Below are 22,374 nucleotides of genomic sequence, written 5' to 3'. Positions count from 1 at the left end.
AGTATTATTTACTGAATCATCTACCATTCCATTCTGTTTCTTTTTCATAAAATTCATTTATGTCTTTGTATATATAATCCGCTTCTTCCAAGTCTGATTTTTCGCCTGTACCGCTTAGTACACCGACTACTACACCGAAATGTGAATTTCGTCCCATTTGTATATCTGTTGGGGTATCACCTATTATTGCTATTTCTTCTGGTACAACGTTCCATTTTGCATAAAAGTCTTCTACCATTTTAGGGTCTGGCTTTTGATAACCGTTAATAGTAGCGGTAATTGTATCGTCTATTAAATGACTGACGCCTGCATCTTTGATAAAGCGTTTTGTTCCGTCTTGATCGTCGCTCGTTATAATCGCTATTTGATATCCTTTATCTTTGAAATGTTTTAATGTATTTTGCATGTCGTCTATTACGACCGTTTCTGGATTATATTCTGCAATTAAATCTTTGCTTAATTGTACTGTCCAGTCTTCTACTTCTTTATTATTTTCGTGATTAGCGTATTTTTGAAATTTTTTTACGATATCAGATAATGTTCCTGAAGCTAAAATACCACTTGCTAAAAATTTCCCGTCTACATATCCTAATTCTTCTTGTAATGATTGTTCTTCTTCAACTTGATATTGTTCTATAAATTTATTGATCATCACAAGAGAGATTTCAGACCATGTTTCATCAAACTTTAGTAATGTTCCGTCTTTATCAAATAGTAGCCAATTAATCATATATGTATTCTCCTTTAAAAAATCAGGCTGGGACAAATAGATGTCTCAGCCTGATTTATTTTAAATATCTTTATACTGTCTCAATACGGCTTTCTTGTCCTACTACTACTCTCCAACCATGTTTATCTTCTTTCTTACCTGTTTGGATTGCTGTGTACTCATCAAATAAATGATTTGTGATAGGACCCGTCTTATTATCATTAATTGTAATTTCAACTTCATCATATTTTAAGAAGCCAACTGGTGAAATAACAGCTGCAGTTCCTGTGCCGAATATTTCTGTTAAACGACCATCATGATGTGCATTGACTACTTCATCGATTGAAATTCGTTTTTCTTCAGTTTCATAACCCAATTCTTGGGCTAACTCGAGCACAGTTTTTCTTGTAATACCTGGTAAAATACTACCATTTAATTCAGGTGTTACTACTTTACCATCGATTACAAAGAAGATATTCATACTACCTACTTCTTCGATATATTTTTGTTCTACACCGTCTAACCAAAGAACTTGATCAAAGCCTAATTCATTAGCACGTGTTTGTGCAATTAAACTAGCAGCATAGTTTCCACCACATTTAGCAAAACCTACTCCACCTCTAACAGCACGAACAAACTCATCTTCGACATATATACTTGTTGGTTTTAATTGTTCATCACCATAATATGCACCTACAGGAGAAAGAATCACTAGAAATTCATAATCTGTTGACGAACGTACACCTAAGTAAGGTTCAGTTGCATATACAAATGGTCTCACATATAAAGATTGGCCTTCACCATTAGGCACCCAATCACGTTCTATATCAATTAGCTGTAATAAACCTTCTAATACTTTGTCTTCGTCGATTTGTGGCATTTCCAAACGTTTTAACGATAAATTGATTCTTTTGAAATTTTGGTCAGGTCTGAATAACGTTACTTCATCTCCGTCTTTATATGCTTTCATGCCTTCAAATACTGTTTGACCATAATGAAGCCCTTGTGCACTTGGCGATAAAGTAATTGGCCCATATGGAATAATTTTAGGCTCTGACCAGCCTTCACCTTGTTTATAAGACATAGATAGCATATAATCTGTAAAGATTTCGCCGAACGCTAACTTTTGAAAATCCGGTTTTTCTTTCAGCTGCTCACGCTGTTCTACGTAAAATGTTTCTGACATAATGATTCCTCCTAGGCTAATTAATAATTAATGTTATCAAGTATATCAGTCATAGAGGGGTTATTCAATAAGTTTTTAGAAAATTTAAAAAATACTCATAATATATTTAACTTTTTGCTAATTGGTCTTTTTCTTTAATTGCTTTCAACATTAGTTTTGTCATGCTATCTAAATCATATTGTGGATTGAATCCCCATTCTTCCTTAGCACAACTTGTATCGATTGAATTTGGCCAAGTATCTGCAATTGCTTGACGGTCAGGATCAACATCATAACCAAGCTCAAATTCAGGCAATATTTTTTGTATTGAAGCTTTAACTGTTTCTGGTTCTACGCTCATAGCACTTACGTTATATGCGTTACGATGAACCAATCTTTCCCCGTCTGCTTCCATCAATTGAATAATCGCATTAATAGCATCATCCATAAACATCATATCCATATATGTCCCTTTAGCGATATAACTATTGTATTTACCTTCTCGTATCGCTTTAAAGTATATTTCCACAGCGTAATCTGTTGTACCTCCGCCTGGTTCTTTTACATAAGAAATTAACCCAGGGAAACGTACACTTCTTGTATCTACGCCAAATTTCGTATAATAGTAGTCACATAATAATTCTCCTGCTACTTTATTCACGCCATACATTGAAGTCGGTCTTTGTATCGTTTCTTGTGGCGTCATATCTTTTGGTGTATTAGGCCCGAAAGCACCTATAGAACTTGGTGTAAAGAATTGCATGTTGTATTCTCTTGCCGCTTCTAAAGCATTTACAAGCCCACCCATATTTAAATTCCATGCAAATAAAGGATTTTTTTCAGCAGTTGCAGATAATAAAGCAGCCATATGCATAATTGTATCTGCTTTAAATGTTTCAACTAGCTCAAACAATCTGTCTTTATCCGCTACATCTAGTATTTCGAATGGTCCATTTAATATAACGCTGTCACTTTCTGGTCTTTTTATATCTGTAGCTAGAACTTGATCGTTGCCAAATTTTTCTCTTAATTTTATTACTAATTCTGTCCCGATTTGACCTAGCGCACCAGTTATGATGACTTTTTTCATAATAAAAATCCTCCTGTACTATTGAAATGTTCAATTGTCTTTTTAGAACGTACAAAAACGCTTTCTTTATAGTTATTTTAACTTATTTAAGCCGATTTGTATACTTGAGAAACACATTTCTATAATAAAAAGGGCACTTATTACATAAAAACAGGGAGTATATCATAAAAACAGGGAGTATATCATAAAAACAGGGAGTATATCATAAAAACAGGGAGTATATCATAAATAAGGCTGAGACATTTATTTATGTCTCAGCCTGTCACTTCACATTATTTACAGCAATCCAAGTTCTTTACCAATTTTTTCGTAAGTTTCAATTGCTTGATCTAATTGTTCTTTCGTATGTGCTGCAGTTGGCATATTTCTTACACGACCTGTACCTCTAGGCACAGTCGGGAATACTATAGCTTTTGCATATACACCTTCGTCCATTAGTCGTTTACTAAATGTTTGAGCCTTTTTCTCTTCACCAATAATTACTGGTGTAATTGGTGTTTCTGAATGTCCAATATCGAACCCTTTAGCTTTTAAGCCTTCTTTTAAGTAGTTCGCATTATCCCATAATTTATCGTGTAATTCAGTTGAAGCCATTAATTTTTTAACTGATTCAGTAATTGCTTTAGTATCTCCAGGTGCTAAAGAAGTTGAGAATAAGAAAGGTCTTGAAGCAACTTTTAACCAATCTATTAAATCTTTCGTACCTGCTACGTATCCGCCTACTACACCTATTGCTTTAGATAACGTTCCAATTTGGAAATCAATTTTATCTTGTAAACCGAAATGTTTTACTGTGCCTGCTCCTTTACCCATAACACCTGAGCCGTGAGCGTCATCAACATAAGTGATTAAGCCAAATTCTTCAGCGATTTCTACGATTTCTGGTAATTTAGCTACATCACCATCCATAGAGAATACGCCGTCAGTAATATACATTACTTTGTTATATTGACCTGACTCTACTGCTTCTTTTGCTTTTGCTCTTAAATCTTCCATATCAGAATGATTCACTCGAATGATTTTCGCTTTAGATAAACGACAGCCATCTATAATAGAAGCATGGTTTAATTCATCAGAAAGAATTGCATCATTCTTATTCATAACTGCTGAAATTGCTGCCATGTTACAGTTGAATCCAGATTGATAAGCAATTGCACTTTCAGTCCCTTTAAATTGAGCTAAAGTCTCTTCTAATTCTCTATGCAAATCTAGTGTCCCATTAATAGTACGTACTGCACCAGCGCCAACACCATGAGTATCGATTGCGTCTTTAGCAGCTTTTTTCAAATCTTCGTCTGTTGCTAATCCAAGGTAATTGTTTGAAGATAAATTGATATATGATTTTCCACCAATATTAATTTCAGCACCATTTGCGCCTTCAACAATATCAATTTCATTATACAAACCATTATCCTTCAATTCATTTAAATTTGTTGTTAAAAATGTTTCTAATGTTTGTACCATTTGCACTTTCTCCTTTAGCACTTTTTATTTATCATAACATACTAAAATCAAAGAATTAAGCGTTATCACAGTAAATTGAATTGTTTAAATTTTCTATAAATTTTGCTACAATAGTCGTATTATATTTCGAAAGAATTGAAAGAAGGTTTAGCAATGGTCAATTGGAAAAAAGAAATCGAAGAAAAATTTGATCGTCTCGTAGAAATAAGACGATATATGCATATGAATCCAGAATTATCATATCATGAGGATAAAACTCATGATTTTATTTTATCTGAACTCAAAAAGTTAGATAAGTTACAAATAAGAGAACGTGTTGGTCAAAATGGTATAGTAGCAAAACTTAAAGGAAATGAACCAGGTCAGACTATTGCATTTCGTGCTGATTTTGATGCATTGCCTATTCAAGATGAAAAAGACGTTCCATATAAATCTACTGTAGATGGTGTGATGCATGCTTGTGGACACGACGGGCATACAGCTACACTACTCACTTTATGTGAATTACTACATGAACATCAATCACAATTGAAAGGTAATGTCGTTTTTATATTCCAATACGCGGAAGAATTAAGTCCAGGTGGCGCTAAACCAATGGTTGATGATGGTGCTTTAGATGGCGTAGATAAAATATACGGCAATCACTTTTGGAGTGGACATTCAACATCAGAAATTAAAACTAAGCGTAGTGCAGTGATGGCTTCTCCTGATTATTTTAAAATCACAATTCAAGGTAAAGGTGGTCATGGTGCTAAACCACACACTTCCATTGATCCTATCGTCATTGTTTCAGAGTATATTTCTAGTTTACAAAAAATCATTTCAAGAAATTTAGATCCTATCGACCAAGGTGTTATTACTGTAGGAAAAATTGACGCAGGTAACACCTTTAATGTTATTAGCGACACAGCGACTATTGAAGGCACTGTCAGAACGTTTAATCCCAAAGTGAAGGATTTAATCGAAGAAGAACTAGAACGCCTTTTAAAGGGTATCTGTATCGCAAATAACGCAAGTTACGATTTCGATTATAGAAGAGGCTATCCTACCGTCATTAATCATGATGAACAATACAATGTTGTTAAAGAAGCAGCTACAGATTTAGACCTTACTTATGAAGATATCGAACCAATGATGATTGGTGAAGACTTTTCTTACTATCTTTTAGAACGTCCAGGATGCTTCTTCCTAACTGGTAGTGGTAATGAAGAAAAATCTTCAACAGCCCCTCACCATCACCCAATGTTTGATTTAGATGAAGATGCAATGAAAACGACAACAGAAATGTTTTTAAAAATTCTTGAAGTTGAAGGAGTAATATAATAAATGAAAGATATTTTATTTCAAAAAGTTGAAGATTATTATGATGAGATGATAGAAATCAGAAGGCATTTACATATGAATCCTGAACTTTCATTTGAAGAAGTACAAACTCCAGCCTATATTGCAAATTACCTTCGTAATCTAGACATAGATGTTAGAGAAGGTGTTGGTGACAGAGGTGTAGTTGGAACATTAAACAAAGATAAACCAGGCCCTACCCTAGCAATTAGAGCTGATTTTGATGCATTACCTATACAAGACGAAAAAGAAGTACCTTATAAATCTACTGTAGATGGAGTCATGCATGCTTGTGGACATGATGCGCATACTGCTGTCTTACTCATGACTGCAAAAATTTTATCTGAACATCGTGATGATATTAATGGTCGTGTTGTTTTTATTCACCAACATGCTGAAGAAGTAGACCCTGGCGGCGCGATACAAATGATTGCAGACGGATGCCTAACAGGTGTGGACGCTATCATTGGCCAACATGTATCAAGTACTATAGATGTTGGTAAAGTCGGTTATAAATACGGGACAACAACAGGCATTCCAGATGACTTCTGGATTACGTTAAAAGGTAGAGGTGGTCACGCAGCTCATCCCGACCAATTAATAGATCCATTAGCAGCCGGAATTCAACTATGTAATGACTTACAATATATTGTTTCACGTAAAACAAGTGCTTTATCACCTGCCGTTCTTTCTATCACAATGTTTAATGCTGGTGAAACAAATAACGTTATACCAGATACATGTAAAATTGGCGGGACGATAAGAACATTTGATTCAGAGACTCAAGCAAGCGTTGTAGAAGGTTTCAAAAAAGTACTTGAAGGCTTAACAACTTCAACAGATGTTACTTACGATTTAAAATATAGTAAAGGCTATCCTCCTGTCATTAATACAGAACGTGAGACTGACCTCATTCTTGAAGCCACTCAAGAAGTTGATAGCGTTTATGAACTGGTAGAATTAGAAGCAAGTTTAAGTGGTGAAGACTTCTCTTATTACCAACAAAGAGTGCCCGGTGCTTTCTTCTATACTGGAACTAGAAATGAGCATTTTAAAGCAGATTTTCCCCATCATCATCCAAAATTCGATATCGATGAAAAAGGGTTAATCAATGCTGTACGCATCTTTTTATTAACAACATTTAAGTTTATGGAAGGAGATTATAAAAATGACCTTAACGCATGAAGTTGAAAAGCATATGGATGAATTAATCGAAATTAGAAGGCATTTACATCAACATCCTGAATTATCTTTTCAAGAAGAAAATACTAAAAAGTATATCTCAGATTATCTTGAAAATTTAGGTATTGAAGTAAAAAAAGATGTCGGAGGTAACGGACTTTTAGGCTATATTAAAGGCGGGAAAGAAGGTCCTACTATTGCTTTAAGAGCAGACTTTGATGCTTTGCCTATCAACGATGAAAAGGAAGTGCCTTATAAGTCTACAGTAGAGGGCGTTATGCATGCTTGTGGACATGACGCTCATACAGCAAGCTTATTAATAACAGCTAAAATATTAAAAGAACATTCAGATGCTATCCATGGTAATGTCGTACTTATTCATCAACATGCTGAAGAAGTCCTTCCAGGTGGCGCTAGAGCTATGATAGAAGCTGGTGCATTAGATGGTGTTGATTATGTATTCGGTACCCATACAGCGAGCCATATAGACGCAAATAAAGTCGGATTTTGTGCTGGACCTGCTTATGCAGCTGCAGATTCATTTGAAATTGAAATCCAAGGGCTTGGTGGGCATGGCGCAATGCCTCAATTCGCAAAAGACCCAATTGTCGCAGCTTCATCATTAATTGTTCAGGCGCAAAGTATTGTATCAAGAACTATTGACCCACTTGAATCAGCAGTTGTCACATTTGGAACATTTAAAGGTGGTAACGCCTTTAATGTTATAGCGGACAAAGTAAAATTAACAGGAACAATAAGAAGTTATTTACCTAGCGTTAAAGAACAAATCAAAGATCGTTTAAATGGGATTTTAAACGGTATAGAGTCAAGTTATGGTGTGAAATGTCACTTAGACTATACAGACGGATATCCACCAGTAGTAAACCATGAAAAGGAAACAAAATGGGCTAAAAATCTAGCAAGTAATATTGATACTATCGAAGAAGCTTTTGATTTTCCGCCTTCACTCGGTGGAGAAGATGTTGGTTACTTCTTACAGCATGTACCAGGAACTTATTTCTTTACAGGTGTAGGCAATGAAGCATTAAAAGCAACTTACCCTCATCATCACCCTAAATTCGATTTAGATGAACAATCATTACAAAATAGCGTTAAACTCTTCCTATCCATTATTGAACATAGTGAAGAATTAGAAAAATAAATTCTATATATTAATGAACATAAAAAACAGGGGAAATTCTTAAGTTAATAAGAATTTCCCCTGCTCTATTTAAATCTAGTAAAATATGCTAGATATTATACGTTTGGTTAAGTCTGTACGAAATCGAATTAAGCTTCGATTACAGTAACAACACCTGATCCAACTGTACGTCCACCTTCACGGATTGAGAAACGAGTACCGTCTTCAATAGCGATAGGTGAAATTAATTCAACGTCCATTTCAACGTTGTCGCCAGGCATAACCATTTCAGTACCTTCTGGTAAGTTTACAACACCAGTTACGTCAGTAGTACGGAAATAGAATTGTGGGCGGTAGTTAGTGAAGAATGGAGTATGACGTCCACCTTCATCTTTTGATAATACATAAACTTCAGCTTTGAATTTAGTGTGAGGTGTGATTGAACCTGGTTTAGCTAATACTTGACCACGGTTAACGTCTTCACGAGCAACACCACGTAATAATGCACCGATGTTATCTCCAGCTTCAGCGAAGTCTAATAATTTACGGAACATTTCAACACCAGTTACAGTTGTTTTAGACGATTCTTCAGTTAAACCGATAATTTCGATTTCTTCACCAACTTTGATTTGACCACGTTCAACACGGCCTGTAGCAACAGTACCACGACCAGTGATTGAGAATACGTCCTCAACTGGCATCATGAATGGTTTGTCAGAATCACGTTCTGGAGTTGGAATGAAAGTATCTACAGCTTCCATTAATTCAACAATTTTTTCTTCGTAAGCTTCGTCGCCTTCTAAAGCTTTTAATGCTGAACCAGCAATTACTGGAGTGTCATCGCCAGGGAAGTCATATTCTGTTAATAAGTCACGAACTTCCATTTCAACTAATTCTAATAATTCTTCGTCGTCAACCATGTCAACTTTGTTTAAGAATACTACTAATGCAGGAACACCTACGTTACGTGATAAAAGAATGTGCTCACGAGTTTGAGGCATTGGGCCGTCAGCAGCAGATACTACTAAGATACCGCCGTCCATTTGAGCAGCACCAGTGATCATGTTTTTAACATAGTCAGCGTGTCCTGGGCAGTCAACGTGCGCATAGTGACGAGTAGCTGTTTCATATTCGATGTGTGAAGTATTAATTGTAATACCACGTTCTTTTTCTTCTGGAGCGTTGTCGATTTGAGCGTATGAACGAGCTTCTCCGTCACCAGAACGTTTTGCTAATACAGTTGCAATAGCAGCTGTTAAAGTAGTTTTACCATGGTCAACGTGACCGATAGTACCAATATTGGCATGTGTTTTTGAGCGATCAAATTTTTCTTTAGCCATTATGAAATCTCTCCTATTCATATTAAAAATTATATTTTTTTATTAAGCCTCATGATGGTTACTCACCATCATGAGGATAACCTATAGTTAATTTATAAATCATTTTGAGAAAAAAATCAATTTATTAAAGCGTTTTGATTAAGCGCCTGTATTTTTCTTGATAATTTCTTCAGAAATTGATTTTGGTACTTCTTCGTAGTGATCAAATACCATAGTATAAGTACCACGACCTTGAGTGTTAGAACGTAAGTTTGTAGCGTAACCGAACATTTCTGAAAGTGGAACGAATGCACGAACAACTTGAGCGTTACCGCGTGCTTCCATACCTTCAACACGTCCACGACGACTTGTTACGTCACCCATAATGTCACCCATGTACTCTTCAGGCATAACGATTTCAACTTTCATCATTGGCTCTAAGATTACTGGATCACATTTTTTAGCTGCTTCTTTAAGTGCTAATGAAGCTGCAATTTTGAAGGCCATTTCAGATGAATCGACATCATGGTATGAACCATCATATAATTTAGCTTTAACATCAACTAATGGATAACCAGCTAATACACCGTTTTCCATAGCGTCTTTAAGACCAGCTTCAACTGAAGGAATATATTCACGAGGAACTACCCCACCAACAATAGCGTTTTCGAATTCGAAACCTGCGCCTTGTTCGTTAGGTGTAAATTCAATGTGAACATCACCAAATTGTCCACGTCCACCTGATTGACGAGCAAATTTACCTTGTACTTGTGCAGGCGTTTTGAACGTTTCACGGTAAGATACCATTGGCGCACCAACAGCACACTCAACTTTGAATTCACGTTTCATACGGTCTACTAAAATATCAAGGTGTAATTCACCCATACCACCGATGATAACTTGTCCAGTTTCATGGTCAGTATGTGCATGGAATGTTGGGTCTTCTTCTTGTAATTTAACTAATGCGTTAGTCATTTTATCTTGGTCAGCTTTTGATTTAGGCTCAACTGATAAGTGAATAACTGGCTCTGGGAATTCCATTGCTTCTAAGATGATGTCATCTTTTTCGTCACATAGAGTATCACCTGTACCAGTATCTTTAAGACCTACCGCACCAGCAATATCACCAGAATATACAGTAGAAATCTCTTGACGAGAGTTAGCGTGCATTTGTAGGATACGACCTACACGTTCACGTTTCCCTTTAGTTGAGTTTTTAATGTATGATCCTGATTCCATAGTACCAGAATAAACACGGAAGAATGTTAATTTACCTACATAAGGGTCAGTCATTACTTTAAACGCTAATGCAGCGAAAGGTGCTGAATCATCAGGTTTAGCAATTACTTCTTCTTCACTTTCGAATCTATGTCCGACAATAGGTTTAACATCTAATGGTGATGGTAAGTAGTCAATAACTGCGTTCAACATTAATTGAACACCTTTGTTTTTGAATGCTGTACCACATAATACTGGGTAGAATTCAACATCACAAGTAGCTTGACGAATAGCTTTTTTAAGCTCATCAATTGTGATTTCTTCTCCACCTAAGTATTTTTCCATTAATTCGTCATTTGATTCTGCAACAGCTTCAATTAAAGATTCACGAGTTTCTTCAGCTTTTTGCTTGTGAGACTCAGGAATTTCAATTTCTTCAATTTCAGTACCTAAATCGTTATTGTATTGGAAACATTTCATTTCTACTAAATCAATAATAGCGCTGAAATCATCTTCCGCACCGATTGGTAATTGAATTGGGTGAGCATTAGCTTGTAAGCGCTCATGTAATGTACCAACTGAATATTCAAAGTTCGCACCCATTTTATCCATTTTATTAATGAATACAATACGTGGAACACCGTATGTTGTTGCTTGACGCCAAACTGTTTCAGTTTGAGGTTCAACCCCTGATTGAGCATCAAGTACTGTAACGGCACCATCAAGTACACGTAAAGAACGTTCAACTTCAACTGTGAAGTCTACGTGTCCAGGTGTATCGATGATATTTACACGGTGGCCTTCCCATTCTGCAGTTGTAGCAGCAGAAGTGATTGTGATACCACGTTCTTGCTCTTGTGACATCCAGTCCATTTGTGAAGCACCTTCGTGTGTTTCACCAATTTTATGAATACGGCCTGTGTAATAAAGAATACGTTCAGTAGTCGTTGTTTTACCAGCATCGATGTGAGCCATGATACCGATATTACGAGTGTTTTTCAAAGAGAAATCTCTTGCCATAGTATTCTTACTCCTTCCAAAATATTGGATATTTGGTTTTTTTATTACAATAGATACGCAGATACCCTAAGTGTTTAAAAAACTAGAGATAACCCATTAAAAGGAATCTTTATCATTTTAACGCTTAGGGTCCTAGGTTCTATTTTACCAACGATAATGAGCAAACGCTTTGTTAGCTTCTGCCATTTTATGAACGTCTTCACGTTTCTTAACTGCGCCACCAGTATTGTTAGCAGCATCTAAGATTTCGTTAGCTAAACGCTCTTCCATAGTTTTTTCACCACGAAGACGAGCATAGTTAACTAACCAACGTAAACCTAAAGTTGTACGACGATCTGGACGTACTTCTACAGGTACTTGATAGTTTGAACCACCTACACGGCGAGCTTTAACTTCAAGTACAGGCATGATGTTGTTGATAGCTTCATCGAATACTTCAATTGCATCTTTACCTGAACGTTCTTGAACAAGTTCGAATGCTGAGTAAAGAATTCTTTGAGCAGTACCACGCTTACCATCAAGCATGATTTTATTGATTAATTTTGTTACTAATTTTGAGTTGTGAATTGGATCTGGTAATACATCTCTTTTTGGAACTGGACCTTTACGAGGCATAATCGAAATCCTCCTTCCTTAATTATAAAATTTATTTAGTTTATCGTCACATAAAAATCTGTTAAACACAGAAATTTAATATTAGATTATTTCTTAGCAGCTTTAGGTTTTTTAGCACCATAAAGTGAACGACTTTGCATACGTCCTTCAACACCAGAAGTGTCTAAAGCACCACGTACTACGTGATAACGTACACCAGGTAAGTCTTTAACACGTCCACCACGAATAAGTACAACACTGTGTTCTTGTAAGTTGTGGCCTATACCAGGGATATACGCGTTTACTTCGATGTTGTTTGATAAACGAACACGAGCATATTTACGTAACGCTGAGTTAGGTTTTTTAGGTGTCATTGTTCCTACACGTGTACAAACACCGCGTTTTTGTGGAGAATATACAGTAGTCACTTTTTTCTTCATGCTATTGTATCCTTTATTTAATGCAGGTGCTGTAGAGTGTGATGATTTACTTGTACGTGGTTTACGTACTAATTGGTTAATAGTAGGCATCTTTAATGTCCTCCTCTCTAGTTTTCTTAATTCCACACATCCAGGTGGTTCATTTTAAGGCAAATAAAAATAGTAAGCACAGCTTACACATTTATTTAAGCAATGCAACTACTGTCGCATTTACTTCTATTCCATAGTGCGATCCTAACTTTTGTCTTGTTGGACTATAATCTATCGGAACGCCTGTCTCAAATGCTAAATTCAACACTTTAGACAAAATATGAATATTTACATCTTGAGCAATGATTACTTTACGTACATCATGCTTCTTCAATGCTTTAGTGGTTTGTTTTAAACCAATGACATAATTGTCTTGATTTAAGCTTAAGGCTTTTTCATTAGACATTTGATATCCTCCAAAGCGTCTGCTTGCATCAACCTTAACAATAATAACATCCTACTTTGATAAAGTCAATAATTTTTGGAGTGTTTTTATAATAAAATATAAGCTGTTCTAGACCCCCTAGAACAGCTCATATCTGTTAATCAGTTACTACTGTTTCTTCAGGTGATACTTCTTTTTCAACTTTTTCGAAATCTACACCAGTATATCTTCTCATACCTGTACCAGCAGGGATTAATTTACCGATGATAACATTTTCTTTAAGTCCAAGTAAGTTATCACGTTTACCTTTGATTGCAGCATCTGTAAGAACTCTAGTTGTTTCTTGGAATGACGCCGCTGATAAGAAGCTTTCAGTTTCAAGAGAAGCTTTTGTAATACCAAGTAATACAGGTTTAGCAGTTGCTGGGCGCTTACGCGTAGCAAATACTTCTCTGTTTGCATCAGTAAATGTATGAATATCTACTAAAGCACCTGGTAATAGTTTCGTATCTCCTGCTTCAATAATTCTTACTTTACGAAGCATTTGTCTAACCATAACTTCAACGTGTTTATCTGAAATTTCAACACCTTGCATACGGTAAACTTTTTGAACTTCTTTAAGCAAGTATTTTTGAGTAGCATTTAATCCAGCTACAGCTAGTAGTCCTTTAGGCTCAATTGAACCTTCAGTCATTACTTCGCCACGTTCAACGTATTGTCCTTCTTCAACTTTAAGTCTTGCAGTACCTGAAGCAAGGTAAGTTCTAATTTCATTTTCGCCTTTAACTTTAATTTCTTGTTGACGATCTTTAACGATAGTAATCTCTGTTACTTCACCGTTAATTTCTGAAATAACTGCTTGACCTTTAGGATTACGCGCTTCAAATAACTCTTGAATACGTGGTAAACCTTGTGTGATATCTGCTCCGGCTACACCACCAGTATGGAAGGTACGCATTGTAAGCTGTGTACCTGGTTCACCGATTGATTGGGCAGCAATTGTACCAACTGCTTCACCAACTTCAACTTGTTCACCAGTTGCTAAGTTCTTACCGTAACATTTTTCACATACACCATGACGAGTGTTACATGTAAATGCAGAACGGATGTGCATTTCAGTAATACCAGCATCTAGTATTTGTTTAGCAATTTCTGGCGTTATTAGTTCGTTAACTTTGATAATTACTTCATCAGTTTTTGGATGACGTAATGTTTCTTTAGAATAACGACCTTCTATACGCTCAATAAATGGCTCAATTAATTCTGATCCTTCTCTAATATCAGATACTAATAAACCTCTATCAGTTCCACAGTCTTCTTCTCTGACAATAACATCTTGTGCTACGTCAACAAGACGACGAGTTAAGTAACCTGAATCGGCAGTTTTCAGCGCTGTATCGGCTAGACCTTTACGAGCACCGTGAGTTGATATGAAGTATTCAAGTACTGTTAAACCTTCACGGAATGAAGATTTAATCGGTAACTCAATAATTTTACCAGATGGGTTAGCCATCAGACCACGCATACCAGCTAATTGAGTAAAGTTAGATGCGTTACCACGAGCACCTGAATCACTCATCATAAATATTGGGTTAAGATTATCTAATGACATCATTAATTTAGCTTGAATATCATCTTTAGCTTTTGTCCAAATTTCGATAACTGCTGCATAACGTTCGCCTTCAGTGATTAAACCACGGCTAAATTGTTTTTGAACTTTTTCAACTTTAACTTCTGCTTCATCGATGATTTCTTGTTTCTCTGAAAGAACCACGATATCAGATACACCAACAGTAATACCAGCACGAGATGAATATTTAAATCCTAAATCTTTCATCTTATCTAGCATCATTGAAGTATCAGTTATATGGAATTTGTTGAATATCTCAGCAATGATTTTACCTAAGAATACTTTGTTAAATGGTTTAACAAGCTCAACGTCTTCAAGATATTCTACTAGTCCACCTTCTGGTAAATCTGTAGGTGAAACAAAGTATTTATCAGGAGTTGATTTTTCTAAATTGAAATTAGTCGGTTCATTAATATATGGGAATGAATTAGGCATAATTTCATTAAAGATAACTTTACCAACAGAAGTAATTAATAATTTTTTATTTTGTTCTGCTGTAAACGTTGGGTTCTTAAGTGATCTTGCATGTAAAGCTATACGTGAATGTAAGTGTACATGACCATTTGCATAAGCTTTAATAACTTCGTCAGTTTCATTGAAGATGTCACCAGCACCGATTGCACCTTTTCTTTCTAATGTAAGGTAATAGTTACCTAATACCATATCTTGTGAAGGCGTAACAACTGGTTTACCATCTTTAGGGTTCAAGATGTTTTGAGCTGCAAGCATTAACATACGTGCTTCTGCTTGTGCTTCTTTAGATAATGGTACGTGAACCGCCATTTGGTCACCATCAAAGTCAGCGTTATAAGCTGTTGTAACAAGTGGGTGAAGTCTAATCGCACGACCTTCAACTAGAGTAGGTTCAAACGCTTGAATACCTAGTCTGTGTAATGTAGGTGCACGGTTTAATAGTACTGGGTGTTCTTTAATAACATCTTCAAGTACATCCCATACTTCTTCTTCCATTCTTTCAATTTTGCCTTTTGCATTTTTGATGTTTGTAGCAATTTCACGTTCTACTAATTCTTTCATAATGAATGGTTTAAATAATTCTAAAGCCATTTCTTTCGGTAAACCACATTGGTACATTTTCAGACTAGGACCAACAACGATAACTGAACGTCCTGAGTAGTCAACACGCTTACCAAGTAAGTTTTGACGGAAACGACCTTGTTTACCTTTTAACATGTGTGAAAGTGATTTTAACGGACGGTTACCTGGACCAGTTACTGGACGACCACGACGACCGTTATCGATTAACGCATCTACAGCTTCTTGTAGCATACGTTTTTCGTTTTGAACGATAATGCCAGGAGCACCCAAGTCTAATAAACGTTTCAAACGATTATTACGGTTGATAACACGACGGTATAAATCATTTAAGTCACTTGTTGCGAAGCGACCACCATCTAATTGAACCATTGGACGGATTTCAGGTGGAATAATTGGTAATACATCTAAAATCATCCATGAAGGTTCATTACCAGAGTGACGGAATGATTCAACTACTTCTAGACGTTTAATTGCTCTTGTCAATCTTTGGCCAGTAGCTGATTCTAATTCTTCACGAAGTTGTTTTAATTCTTTTTCTAAATCTATATCACTTAATAGATCACGGATTGCTTCCGCACCCATTTTCGCACTGAATTTACCTGGGAATTTATCATAATATTCTCGGTATTCACCTTCAGTTAATAATTGTTTCTTTTCTAATCCAGTTGGACCTGGATCAATTACTGTGTAAGAAGCAAAATAAATTACTTCTTCTAGCGCACGTGGAGACATATCTAATAATAGTCCCATGCGACTAGGTATACCTTTAAAGTACCAAATATGTGATACAGGTGCTGCTAATTCAATGTGTCCCATTCTTTCACGACGCACTTTAGATTTAGTGACTTCAACGCCACATCTATCACAGACCATACCTTTATAGCGTACTCGTTTGTATTTACCACAACTACATTCCCAGTCCTTAGTTGGACCGAAAATTTTCTCACAGAATAAACCATCTCTTTCAGGTTTTAGCGTACGGTAGTTAATTGTTTCTGGTTTTTTAACTTCACCAAATGACCAAGAACGAATCTTTTCAGGTGAAGCAAGTCCTATTTTCATGTAATGGAAATTATTTACATCAATCAAGGAGCCTACCTCCTTCAAATTAAATTAGTTGTGCCGGTTGATTGATAATGTGTAACAAATGAAAGCGCAAATGTATTACCAAATGCGCTTGATTAACTTTTACTCAGTTACTTGTTGTCCTTCTACTGCTGCATCTTGTGAAACACCTAAATCAACTTTTTTGTCCATCATATCTTCATCCTCTAAATCGCGCATCTCGATTTCATTATCATGTTCGTCCATGACTTTAACATCAAGTCCTAAACTCTGTAATTCTTTCATTAATACGCGGAATGATTCAGGGACACCCGGTTTAGGGATATTGTCGCCTTTTACGATAGCTTCATAAGTTTTTACACGACCTACAGTATCATCAGATTTATAAGTTAAAATCTCTTGTAATGTGTACGCAGCACCATATGCTTCAAGTGCCCATACCTCCATTTCACCGAAACGTTGTCCACCGAATTGAGCTTTACCACCCAATGGTTGTTGCGTTACAAGTGAGTATGGACCAGTAGAACGTGCGTGTAATTTATCATCGACCATGTGTGCAAGTTTAAGCATATACATAACACCTACAGATACACGGTTATCAAATGGTTCACCAGTACGACCATCGTATAAGACAGTTTTACCGTCACGAGCCATACCTGCTTCTTCAATAGTTGACCAAACATCATCATCGTTAGCACCATCAAATACTGGTGAAGCAACATGAATACCTAGATTCTTAGCTGCCATACCTAGATGAAGTTCTAAAACTTGTCCGATATTCATACGAGAAGGTACACCTAATGGGTTTAACATAAGGTCAATTGGTGTTCCATCTGGTAAGTAAGGCATATCTTCTTCAGGTAAAATACGTGAAATTACACCTTTGTTACCATGACGACCACACATTTTATCCCCTTCGTGTATTTTACGTTTTTGAACGATATAAACACGAACTAATTGGTTAACACCTGGAGATAATGAATCATCGCCTTCTTCTCTATTAAAGACTTTAACGTCTAATACGATACCGCCAGCACCATGAGGTACGCGTAATGATGTATCACGTACTTCGCGTGCTTTCTCACCAAATATCGCATGTAATAATCTTTCTTCAGCTGTTAGTTCAGTCACACCTTTAGGCGTTACTTTACCTACTAAAATGTCACCATCTTTAACTTCAGCACCAACATAAACAATACCGCGATCGTCTAAGTTTTTAAGTGCATTATCAGAAACGTTTGGAATATCACGTGTGATTTCTTCAGGTCCTAATTTAGTGTCACGAGCCTCTGATTCATATTCTTCAACATGAATAGAAGTATATACGTCATCTTTAACAAGACGTTCACTCATGATAACAGCATCCTCGTAGTTATAACCATCCCAAGTCATAAATCCAACTACTAAGTTTCTACCTAGTGCCATTTCACCAAGTTCCATTGAAGGTCCATCAGCTAAAATTTCACCTTTAGAAACAATGTCACCATATGCAACGATTGGACGTTGGTTATAACATGTTCCAGAGTTACTACGTTTAAATTTAGATAAAGGATAACGGTCTAATTCCGTTTCGATTTCTTTACCATTTTCTTCTACAATTCTTCTAACAAGAATTTCTTTCGATTCAACATGTTCAACTCTACCTTTATATTTAGCAACAATAGCTGCTCCTGAGTCACGTGCTGTAACATGTTCCATACCCGTTCCAACAAATGGTGCTTCAGGGTTCATTAAAGGTACTGCTTGACGTTGCATGTTCGCACCCATAAGTGCACGGTTAGAGTCATCGTTTTCAAGGAAAGGAATACATGCTGTTGCTGCAGAAACAACTTGTTTAGGAGATACATCCATGTAATCCATACGTTCTTTAGGTTTAGTAGTGTTGTCACCACGGAAACGACAAAGAACTTCATCGTCGACGAATCTACCAGTTTCATCTAATACTGAGTTTGCTTGTGCAACAACATAACTATCTTCTTCATCAGCAGTTAGATAATCAATTCTGTCTGTTACTTGGTTAGTTTCGATATTAACTTTACGATATGGTGTTTCAATAAAGCCAAACTCGTTAACTCTAGCATAACTTGAAAGTGAGTTGATTAAACCAATGTTTGGTCCCTCTGGTGTCTCAATCGGACACATACGACCATAGTGAGAGTAGTGAACGTCACGTACTTCCATACCAGCACGTTCACGAGTTAAACCGCCGGGTCCAAGCGCTGATAGACGACGTTTATGCGTTAACTCAGCTAATGGGTTAGCTTGGTCCATGAATTGAGACAATTGTGAACTACCAAAGAATTCTTTAATTGAAGCAATAACTGGACGTATATTTATAAGTTGTTGTGGTGTGATTGAATCAGTATCTTGAATTGACATACGTTCACGTACAACACGTTCCATACGTGATAAACCAATTCTAAATTGGTTTTGTAGCAATTCACCTACTGAACGTAGACGACGGTTACCTAAATGGTCAATGTCATCTGTATAACCTACACCATGTAATAAGTTGAAGAAATATGATAATGATGAAACGATATCTGCTGGCGTAATACATTTAACTGCTTCATCAGGAAATGCATTACCAATCACTGTTGTCGTACGGTTTTCTTCATCACCAGGGATATAAATCTTAACAGATTGAATTTCAACTGGTTCATCTAATACGCTACTATTTAATTCATAAACTTGAATGTTAGCATTAGATTCTAATACATCGATAATTTTATCTAAATTACGACGGTCTAAAACCGTTCCTTCTTCTGCTGCAATTTCACCTGTTTCAACATCAACAATAGGTTCAGCTAATGTTTGATTGAACAAACGATGTTTAAGATGTAACTTTTTGTTCATTTTATAACGACCGACACTCGCTAAATCATAACGTTTTGGGTCGAAGAAGCGTGAGTAAATTAAACTCTTCGCGTTTTCTACTGTTGGTGGTTCTCCCGGACGCAAACGCTCATAAATCTCAAGCAATGCTTGATCAGTAGTTTCAGTATTATCCTTATCTAAAGCGTTTCTAAGATATTCATTGTCTCCAAGTAAATCTAAAATTTCTTGGTCCGTTGAGAATCCTAAAGCGCGGACTAATACTGTAATTGGCAACTTACGCGTTCTATCAATTCTTACGTAAGGAACGTCTTTAGCGTCTGTTTCATATTCTAACCATGCACCACGGTTAGGAATCACAGTTGTTCCATAACTAATTTTACCGTTTTTATCAACTTTTTCGTTGAAGTATACGGATGGTGAACGTACAAGTTGTGATACAATTACACGTTCTGCACCATTAATAACGAAAGTACCAGTGTCAGTCATTAATGGGAAATCACCCATAAATACTTCTTGATCTTTCACTTCGCCTGTTTCTTTATTAATTAAACGAACTTTAACGCGTAATGGCGCGGAATAAGTCGCATCACGGTTTTTAGATTCTTCTAAATCATACTTTGATTCACCTAAACGATAATCTACGAATTCTAAAGATAAGTTACCTGTAAAATCGTCGATTGGCGAAATGTCGCGAAACATTTCAAGTAAACCTTCTTTAAGAAACCATTCATATGATTTCGTTTGAATCTCGATTAAATTAGGTAATTCTAAAGATTCGGAAATTCTCGCATAACTTCTACGAACACGATGTCTTCCATACTGGATAAGTTGACCTGTCAACAGATTCACCCCTCAAATATTGTGAATATAACTTTGCGTCTTACAAAACAAAGATAATAAGACAAAAAGAAAACGGAAAGTCAATGATTCCATTTTCTATTTCGTACGACTTATTTCTAACATTCAATTAAGGGCGACGCAAAAGTACACACTTATTGAATATAATTTTTAACATTCTATTACTATATCAGAACAAAATAGCAAAATCAAGCTTTTACACTTTTTAAAATGTAATAACCCTTGCTTTTTTCTATAATTTCTGCATTGCCAAAAATATTTTGCATTTTTTCTTTTGCAGAAGGCATACCTTGTTTCTTTTGAATGACTACCCAAAGTTCTCCTCCGTGCGTTAAAACTTGATCACTTTGTTCAAATATTCGATGTACAACATTTTTACCAGCTCTAATCGGCGGATTAGTTAGTACGAAATCAAATTGTAAATCTAAAACACCATCTATACAATCGCTTTGTTGTATTTCGGCATTATTAATTTGATTTGAGTTTCGATTATCTTTCGCCAATTCTAATGCCCTTTCATTTACATCCACCATCGTTACTTCACTATGTGGTAGCACTTTAGCACAAGTTAATCCAATAGGTCCGTATCCACAGCCTACGTCTAATATTTTCTTTTTAGGTCCTGGGGGATTTAAATTTAAAAATGTAGTAATCAATAAATCAGATCCAAAATCAATTTTTCCTTTTGAAAAAACGCCATGATCTGTCTGAAGAGAGAGTTTGATGTCACGATAGCGATAATCGAAAGGTTTTCTTTCCGATTTCACATTTGGATCATTATCATAATAATGACTCATTATGCCACCTCTTTAATACATTTAATGAGTAAAGAAAAACCCGTTATCATGATAATAACGGGTTTTTGATTTAATACAGAAATTATTTTAATTCTACAGATGCGCCAAGTTCTTCTAATTTTTCTTTTAGAGCTTCAGCGTCTTCTTTAGATAATCCTTCTTTAACAACTTTAGGAGCGTTATCTACGATTTCTTTAGCTTCTTTTAAGCCTAAACCAGTTACTTCTTTAACTGCTTTAACAACTTTAATTTTTGAATCTCCAGCTGCAGTTAATTCAACGTTGAATTCAGTTTGTTCAGCTTCTGCTTCTCCACCAGCTGCGCCAGCTGCTGCTACAGGAGCTGCTGCTGTTACACCAAATTCTTCTTCAATAGCTTTAACTAAGTCGTTTAATTCTAATACTGACATTTCTTTAATTGATTCGATAATTTTTTCATTAGACATGATATATTTCCTCCAATAATTAATTTTTATTTTGTACTGATATTATTCAGCACTTTCTTCTTTTTGTTCTCCAACAGCTTTAACTGCGTAAGCAAAGTTACGAACTGGAGCTTGTAATACAGATAGTAACATAGATACAAGACCGTCTTTTGATGGTAATGAACCGATAGTGTTAACTTGTTCTGCACTTACTACGCTTCCTTCAATAACACCTGCTTTGATTTCTAATGCTTCGTTTTGTTTAGCGAAGTCAGCAAGAATTTTTGCTGGTGCAACAACTTCTTCATTTGAGAAAGCAATTGCGTTAGGACCAGTTAAGAATTCTTCTAAACCTTCGATTCCAGCAGCTTCAGCAGCACGACGAACTAAAGTGTTTTTGTATACTTTATATTCAAGACCAGCTTCACGTAATTGTTGACGTAACTCTGTAACTTGCGCAACTGATAAACCACGGTAATCTACAATAATTGTTGAAACTGAGTTTTTTAATTGTTCAGCAATAGCATCAACTTTTTGTTGTTTGATTTCAACGATTTTTGAATTAGACATCTCTACACCTCCATAGTATTTATATCGTGCTTTTATGA

The 22,374-nt window shown here is 36.0% G+C and carries 17 protein-coding genes; 3 read left to right on the top strand and 14 right to left on the bottom strand.

Features of this window, described 5'->3' with window-relative positions:
- Nucleotides 1–16: 16 nt before the first annotated feature.
- From ACO6VN_RS00220 to ACO6VN_RS00205, 4 genes are all read right to left on the bottom strand, one after another.
- Nucleotides 17–730 carry an HAD family hydrolase gene (locus ACO6VN_RS00220; RefSeq protein ID WP_135021736.1) on the bottom strand — a complete coding sequence of 238 codons (714 nt, stop codon included), beginning with the start codon at nucleotides 728–730 and terminating at the stop codon, nucleotides 17–19.
- A gap of 70 nt (nucleotides 731–800) precedes the next feature.
- On the bottom strand, nucleotides 801–1,895 hold the full coding sequence (locus ACO6VN_RS00215; RefSeq protein ID WP_016999433.1) for a branched-chain amino acid aminotransferase: 1,095 nt from the start codon (nucleotides 1,893–1,895) through the stop codon (nucleotides 801–803).
- 106 nt (nucleotides 1,896–2,001) lie between these two features.
- Nucleotides 2,002–2,964 (bottom strand): L-threonine 3-dehydrogenase, encoded by a 963-nt coding sequence (locus tag ACO6VN_RS00210; protein ID WP_422404075.1) that lies wholly within the window; start codon nucleotides 2,962–2,964, stop codon nucleotides 2,002–2,004.
- A 276-nt stretch (nucleotides 2,965–3,240) separates the two neighbouring features.
- A complete protein-coding gene (locus ACO6VN_RS00205; protein WP_016999431.1) occupies nucleotides 3,241–4,428 on the bottom strand; it encodes a glycine C-acetyltransferase in 1,188 nt (395 codons plus the stop codon).
- Nucleotides 4,429–4,581: 153 nt separating this feature from the next.
- Between ACO6VN_RS00205 and ACO6VN_RS00200 the strand changes: the two genes are divergently transcribed.
- Genes ACO6VN_RS00200 through ACO6VN_RS00190 form a run of 3 tightly spaced genes read left to right on the top strand, consistent with a single transcriptional unit; the run spans nucleotide 4,582 to nucleotide 8,113 of the window.
- Entirely contained in the window at nucleotides 4,582–5,751 is a 1,170-nt protein-coding gene (locus ACO6VN_RS00200; RefSeq protein WP_194200082.1) for an amidohydrolase, read from the top strand.
- A gap of 3 nt (nucleotides 5,752–5,754) precedes the next feature.
- Nucleotides 5,755–6,954 carry an amidohydrolase gene (locus ACO6VN_RS00195; protein ID WP_194200081.1) on the top strand — a complete coding sequence of 400 codons (1,200 nt, stop codon included), beginning with the start codon at nucleotides 5,755–5,757 and terminating at the stop codon, nucleotides 6,952–6,954.
- On the top strand, nucleotides 6,938–8,113 hold the full coding sequence (locus ACO6VN_RS00190; protein WP_422404074.1) for a M20 metallopeptidase family protein: 1,176 nt from the start codon (nucleotides 6,938–6,940) through the stop codon (nucleotides 8,111–8,113). Before ACO6VN_RS00195 ends, ACO6VN_RS00190 begins: the two co-directional genes overlap by 17 nt.
- A 128-nt stretch (nucleotides 8,114–8,241) precedes the next feature.
- On the opposite strand, the gene tuf is transcribed toward ACO6VN_RS00190, so the two are convergent.
- The 10 genes from tuf to rplJ all read right to left on the bottom strand — a co-directional run bounded on the left by tuf (nucleotide 8,242) and on the right by rplJ (nucleotide 22,336).
- The gene (tuf, locus tag ACO6VN_RS00185) at nucleotides 8,242–9,432 is read right to left on the bottom strand and encodes an elongation factor Tu (RefSeq protein WP_016999427.1); all 1,191 of its coding nucleotides are present in this window, start codon (nucleotides 9,430–9,432) and stop codon (nucleotides 8,242–8,244) included.
- A gap of 138 nt (nucleotides 9,433–9,570) precedes the next feature.
- Nucleotides 9,571–11,649, bottom strand: a complete 2,079-nt coding sequence (fusA, locus tag ACO6VN_RS00180; protein ID WP_016999426.1) for an elongation factor G — start codon at nucleotides 11,647–11,649, stop codon at nucleotides 9,571–9,573.
- 144 nt (nucleotides 11,650–11,793) lie between these two features.
- Nucleotides 11,794–12,264 (bottom strand): 30S ribosomal protein S7, encoded by a 471-nt coding sequence (rpsG, locus tag ACO6VN_RS00175; protein WP_016999425.1) that lies wholly within the window; start codon nucleotides 12,262–12,264, stop codon nucleotides 11,794–11,796.
- Between the two features lie 86 nt (nucleotides 12,265–12,350).
- Nucleotides 12,351–12,773, bottom strand: a complete 423-nt coding sequence (rpsL, locus tag ACO6VN_RS00170; RefSeq protein WP_016999424.1) for a 30S ribosomal protein S12 — start codon at nucleotides 12,771–12,773, stop codon at nucleotides 12,351–12,353.
- A 91-nt stretch (nucleotides 12,774–12,864) separates the two neighbouring features.
- Nucleotides 12,865–13,119, bottom strand: coding sequence for a ribosomal L7Ae/L30e/S12e/Gadd45 family protein (locus ACO6VN_RS00165; RefSeq protein WP_064204243.1), 255 nt, complete (start codon nucleotides 13,117–13,119; stop codon nucleotides 12,865–12,867).
- Nucleotides 13,120–13,255: 136 nt separating this feature from the next.
- A complete protein-coding gene (gene rpoC / locus ACO6VN_RS00160; protein ID WP_016999422.1) occupies nucleotides 13,256–16,873 on the bottom strand; it encodes a DNA-directed RNA polymerase subunit beta' in 3,618 nt (1,205 codons plus the stop codon).
- A 99-nt stretch (nucleotides 16,874–16,972) separates the two neighbouring features.
- A complete protein-coding gene (gene rpoB / locus ACO6VN_RS00155) occupies nucleotides 16,973–20,527 on the bottom strand; it encodes a DNA-directed RNA polymerase subunit beta (RefSeq protein WP_016999421.1) in 3,555 nt (1,184 codons plus the stop codon).
- A gap of 206 nt (nucleotides 20,528–20,733) precedes the next feature.
- Nucleotides 20,734–21,342, bottom strand: coding sequence for a class I SAM-dependent methyltransferase (locus ACO6VN_RS00150; protein WP_016999420.1), 609 nt, complete (start codon nucleotides 21,340–21,342; stop codon nucleotides 20,734–20,736).
- Between the two features lie 82 nt (nucleotides 21,343–21,424).
- Nucleotides 21,425–21,787 carry a 50S ribosomal protein L7/L12 gene (gene rplL, locus ACO6VN_RS00145; RefSeq protein ID WP_016999419.1) on the bottom strand — a complete coding sequence of 121 codons (363 nt, stop codon included), beginning with the start codon at nucleotides 21,785–21,787 and terminating at the stop codon, nucleotides 21,425–21,427.
- 42 nt (nucleotides 21,788–21,829) lie between these two features.
- Nucleotides 21,830–22,336: a 50S ribosomal protein L10 gene (gene rplJ / locus ACO6VN_RS00140; RefSeq protein WP_016999418.1), complete on the bottom strand. Its 507-nt coding sequence runs from the start codon at nucleotides 22,334–22,336 to the stop codon at nucleotides 21,830–21,832.
- Nucleotides 22,337–22,374 lie beyond the last annotated feature (38 nt).

Origin of the sequence: Mammaliicoccus sp. JADD-157 (assembly GCF_049310805.1) — a bacterium.
Lineage (GTDB): Bacteria > Bacillota > Bacilli > Staphylococcales > Staphylococcaceae > Mammaliicoccus > Mammaliicoccus lentus.
Note: the sequence above shows the minus strand (reverse complement) of the source record. Positions and strands in the feature narration are given on the sequence as shown.

Excerpts from the sequence above, each read along its gene's own strand:
- ACO6VN_RS00165 (WP_064204243.1), bottom strand. The coding sequence starts at position 13,119 with ATGTCTAATGAAAAAGCCTTAAGCTTAAATCAAGACAATTATGTCATT.
- ACO6VN_RS00190 (WP_422404074.1), top strand. The coding sequence starts at position 6,938 with ATGACCTTAACGCATGAAGTTGAAAAGCATATGGATGAATTAATCGAA.
- ACO6VN_RS00200 (WP_194200082.1), top strand. The coding sequence starts at position 4,582 with ATGGTCAATTGGAAAAAAGAAATCGAAGAAAAATTTGATCGTCTCGTA.
- tuf (WP_016999427.1), bottom strand. The coding sequence starts at position 9,432 with ATGGCTAAAGAAAAATTTGATCGCTCAAAAACACATGCCAATATTGGT.
- rplL (WP_016999419.1), bottom strand. The coding sequence starts at position 21,787 with ATGTCTAATGAAAAAATTATCGAATCAATTAAAGAAATGTCAGTATTA.
- rplJ (WP_016999418.1), bottom strand. The coding sequence starts at position 22,336 with ATGTCTAATTCAAAAATCGTTGAAATCAAACAACAAAAAGTTGATGCT.
- rpsG (WP_016999425.1), bottom strand. The coding sequence starts at position 12,264 with ATGCCTCGTAAAGGTCCAGTTCCAAAAAGAGATGTATTACCAGATCCA.
- fusA (WP_016999426.1), bottom strand. The coding sequence starts at position 11,649 with ATGGCAAGAGATTTCTCTTTGAAAAACACTCGTAATATCGGTATCATG.
- ACO6VN_RS00220 (WP_135021736.1), bottom strand. The coding sequence starts at position 730 with ATGATTAATTGGCTACTATTTGATAAAGACGGAACATTACTAAAGTTT.
- ACO6VN_RS00150 (WP_016999420.1), bottom strand. The coding sequence starts at position 21,342 with ATGAGTCATTATTATGATAATGATCCAAATGTGAAATCGGAAAGAAAA.
- ACO6VN_RS00210 (WP_422404075.1), bottom strand. The coding sequence starts at position 2,964 with ATGAAAAAAGTCATCATAACTGGTGCGCTAGGTCAAATCGGGACAGAA.
- ACO6VN_RS00205 (WP_016999431.1), bottom strand. The coding sequence starts at position 4,428 with ATGGTACAAACATTAGAAACATTTTTAACAACAAATTTAAATGAATTG.
- ACO6VN_RS00215 (WP_016999433.1), bottom strand. The coding sequence starts at position 1,895 with ATGTCAGAAACATTTTACGTAGAACAGCGTGAGCAGCTGAAAGAAAAA.
- ACO6VN_RS00195 (WP_194200081.1), top strand. The coding sequence starts at position 5,755 with ATGAAAGATATTTTATTTCAAAAAGTTGAAGATTATTATGATGAGATG.
- rpsL (WP_016999424.1), bottom strand. The coding sequence starts at position 12,773 with ATGCCTACTATTAACCAATTAGTACGTAAACCACGTACAAGTAAATCA.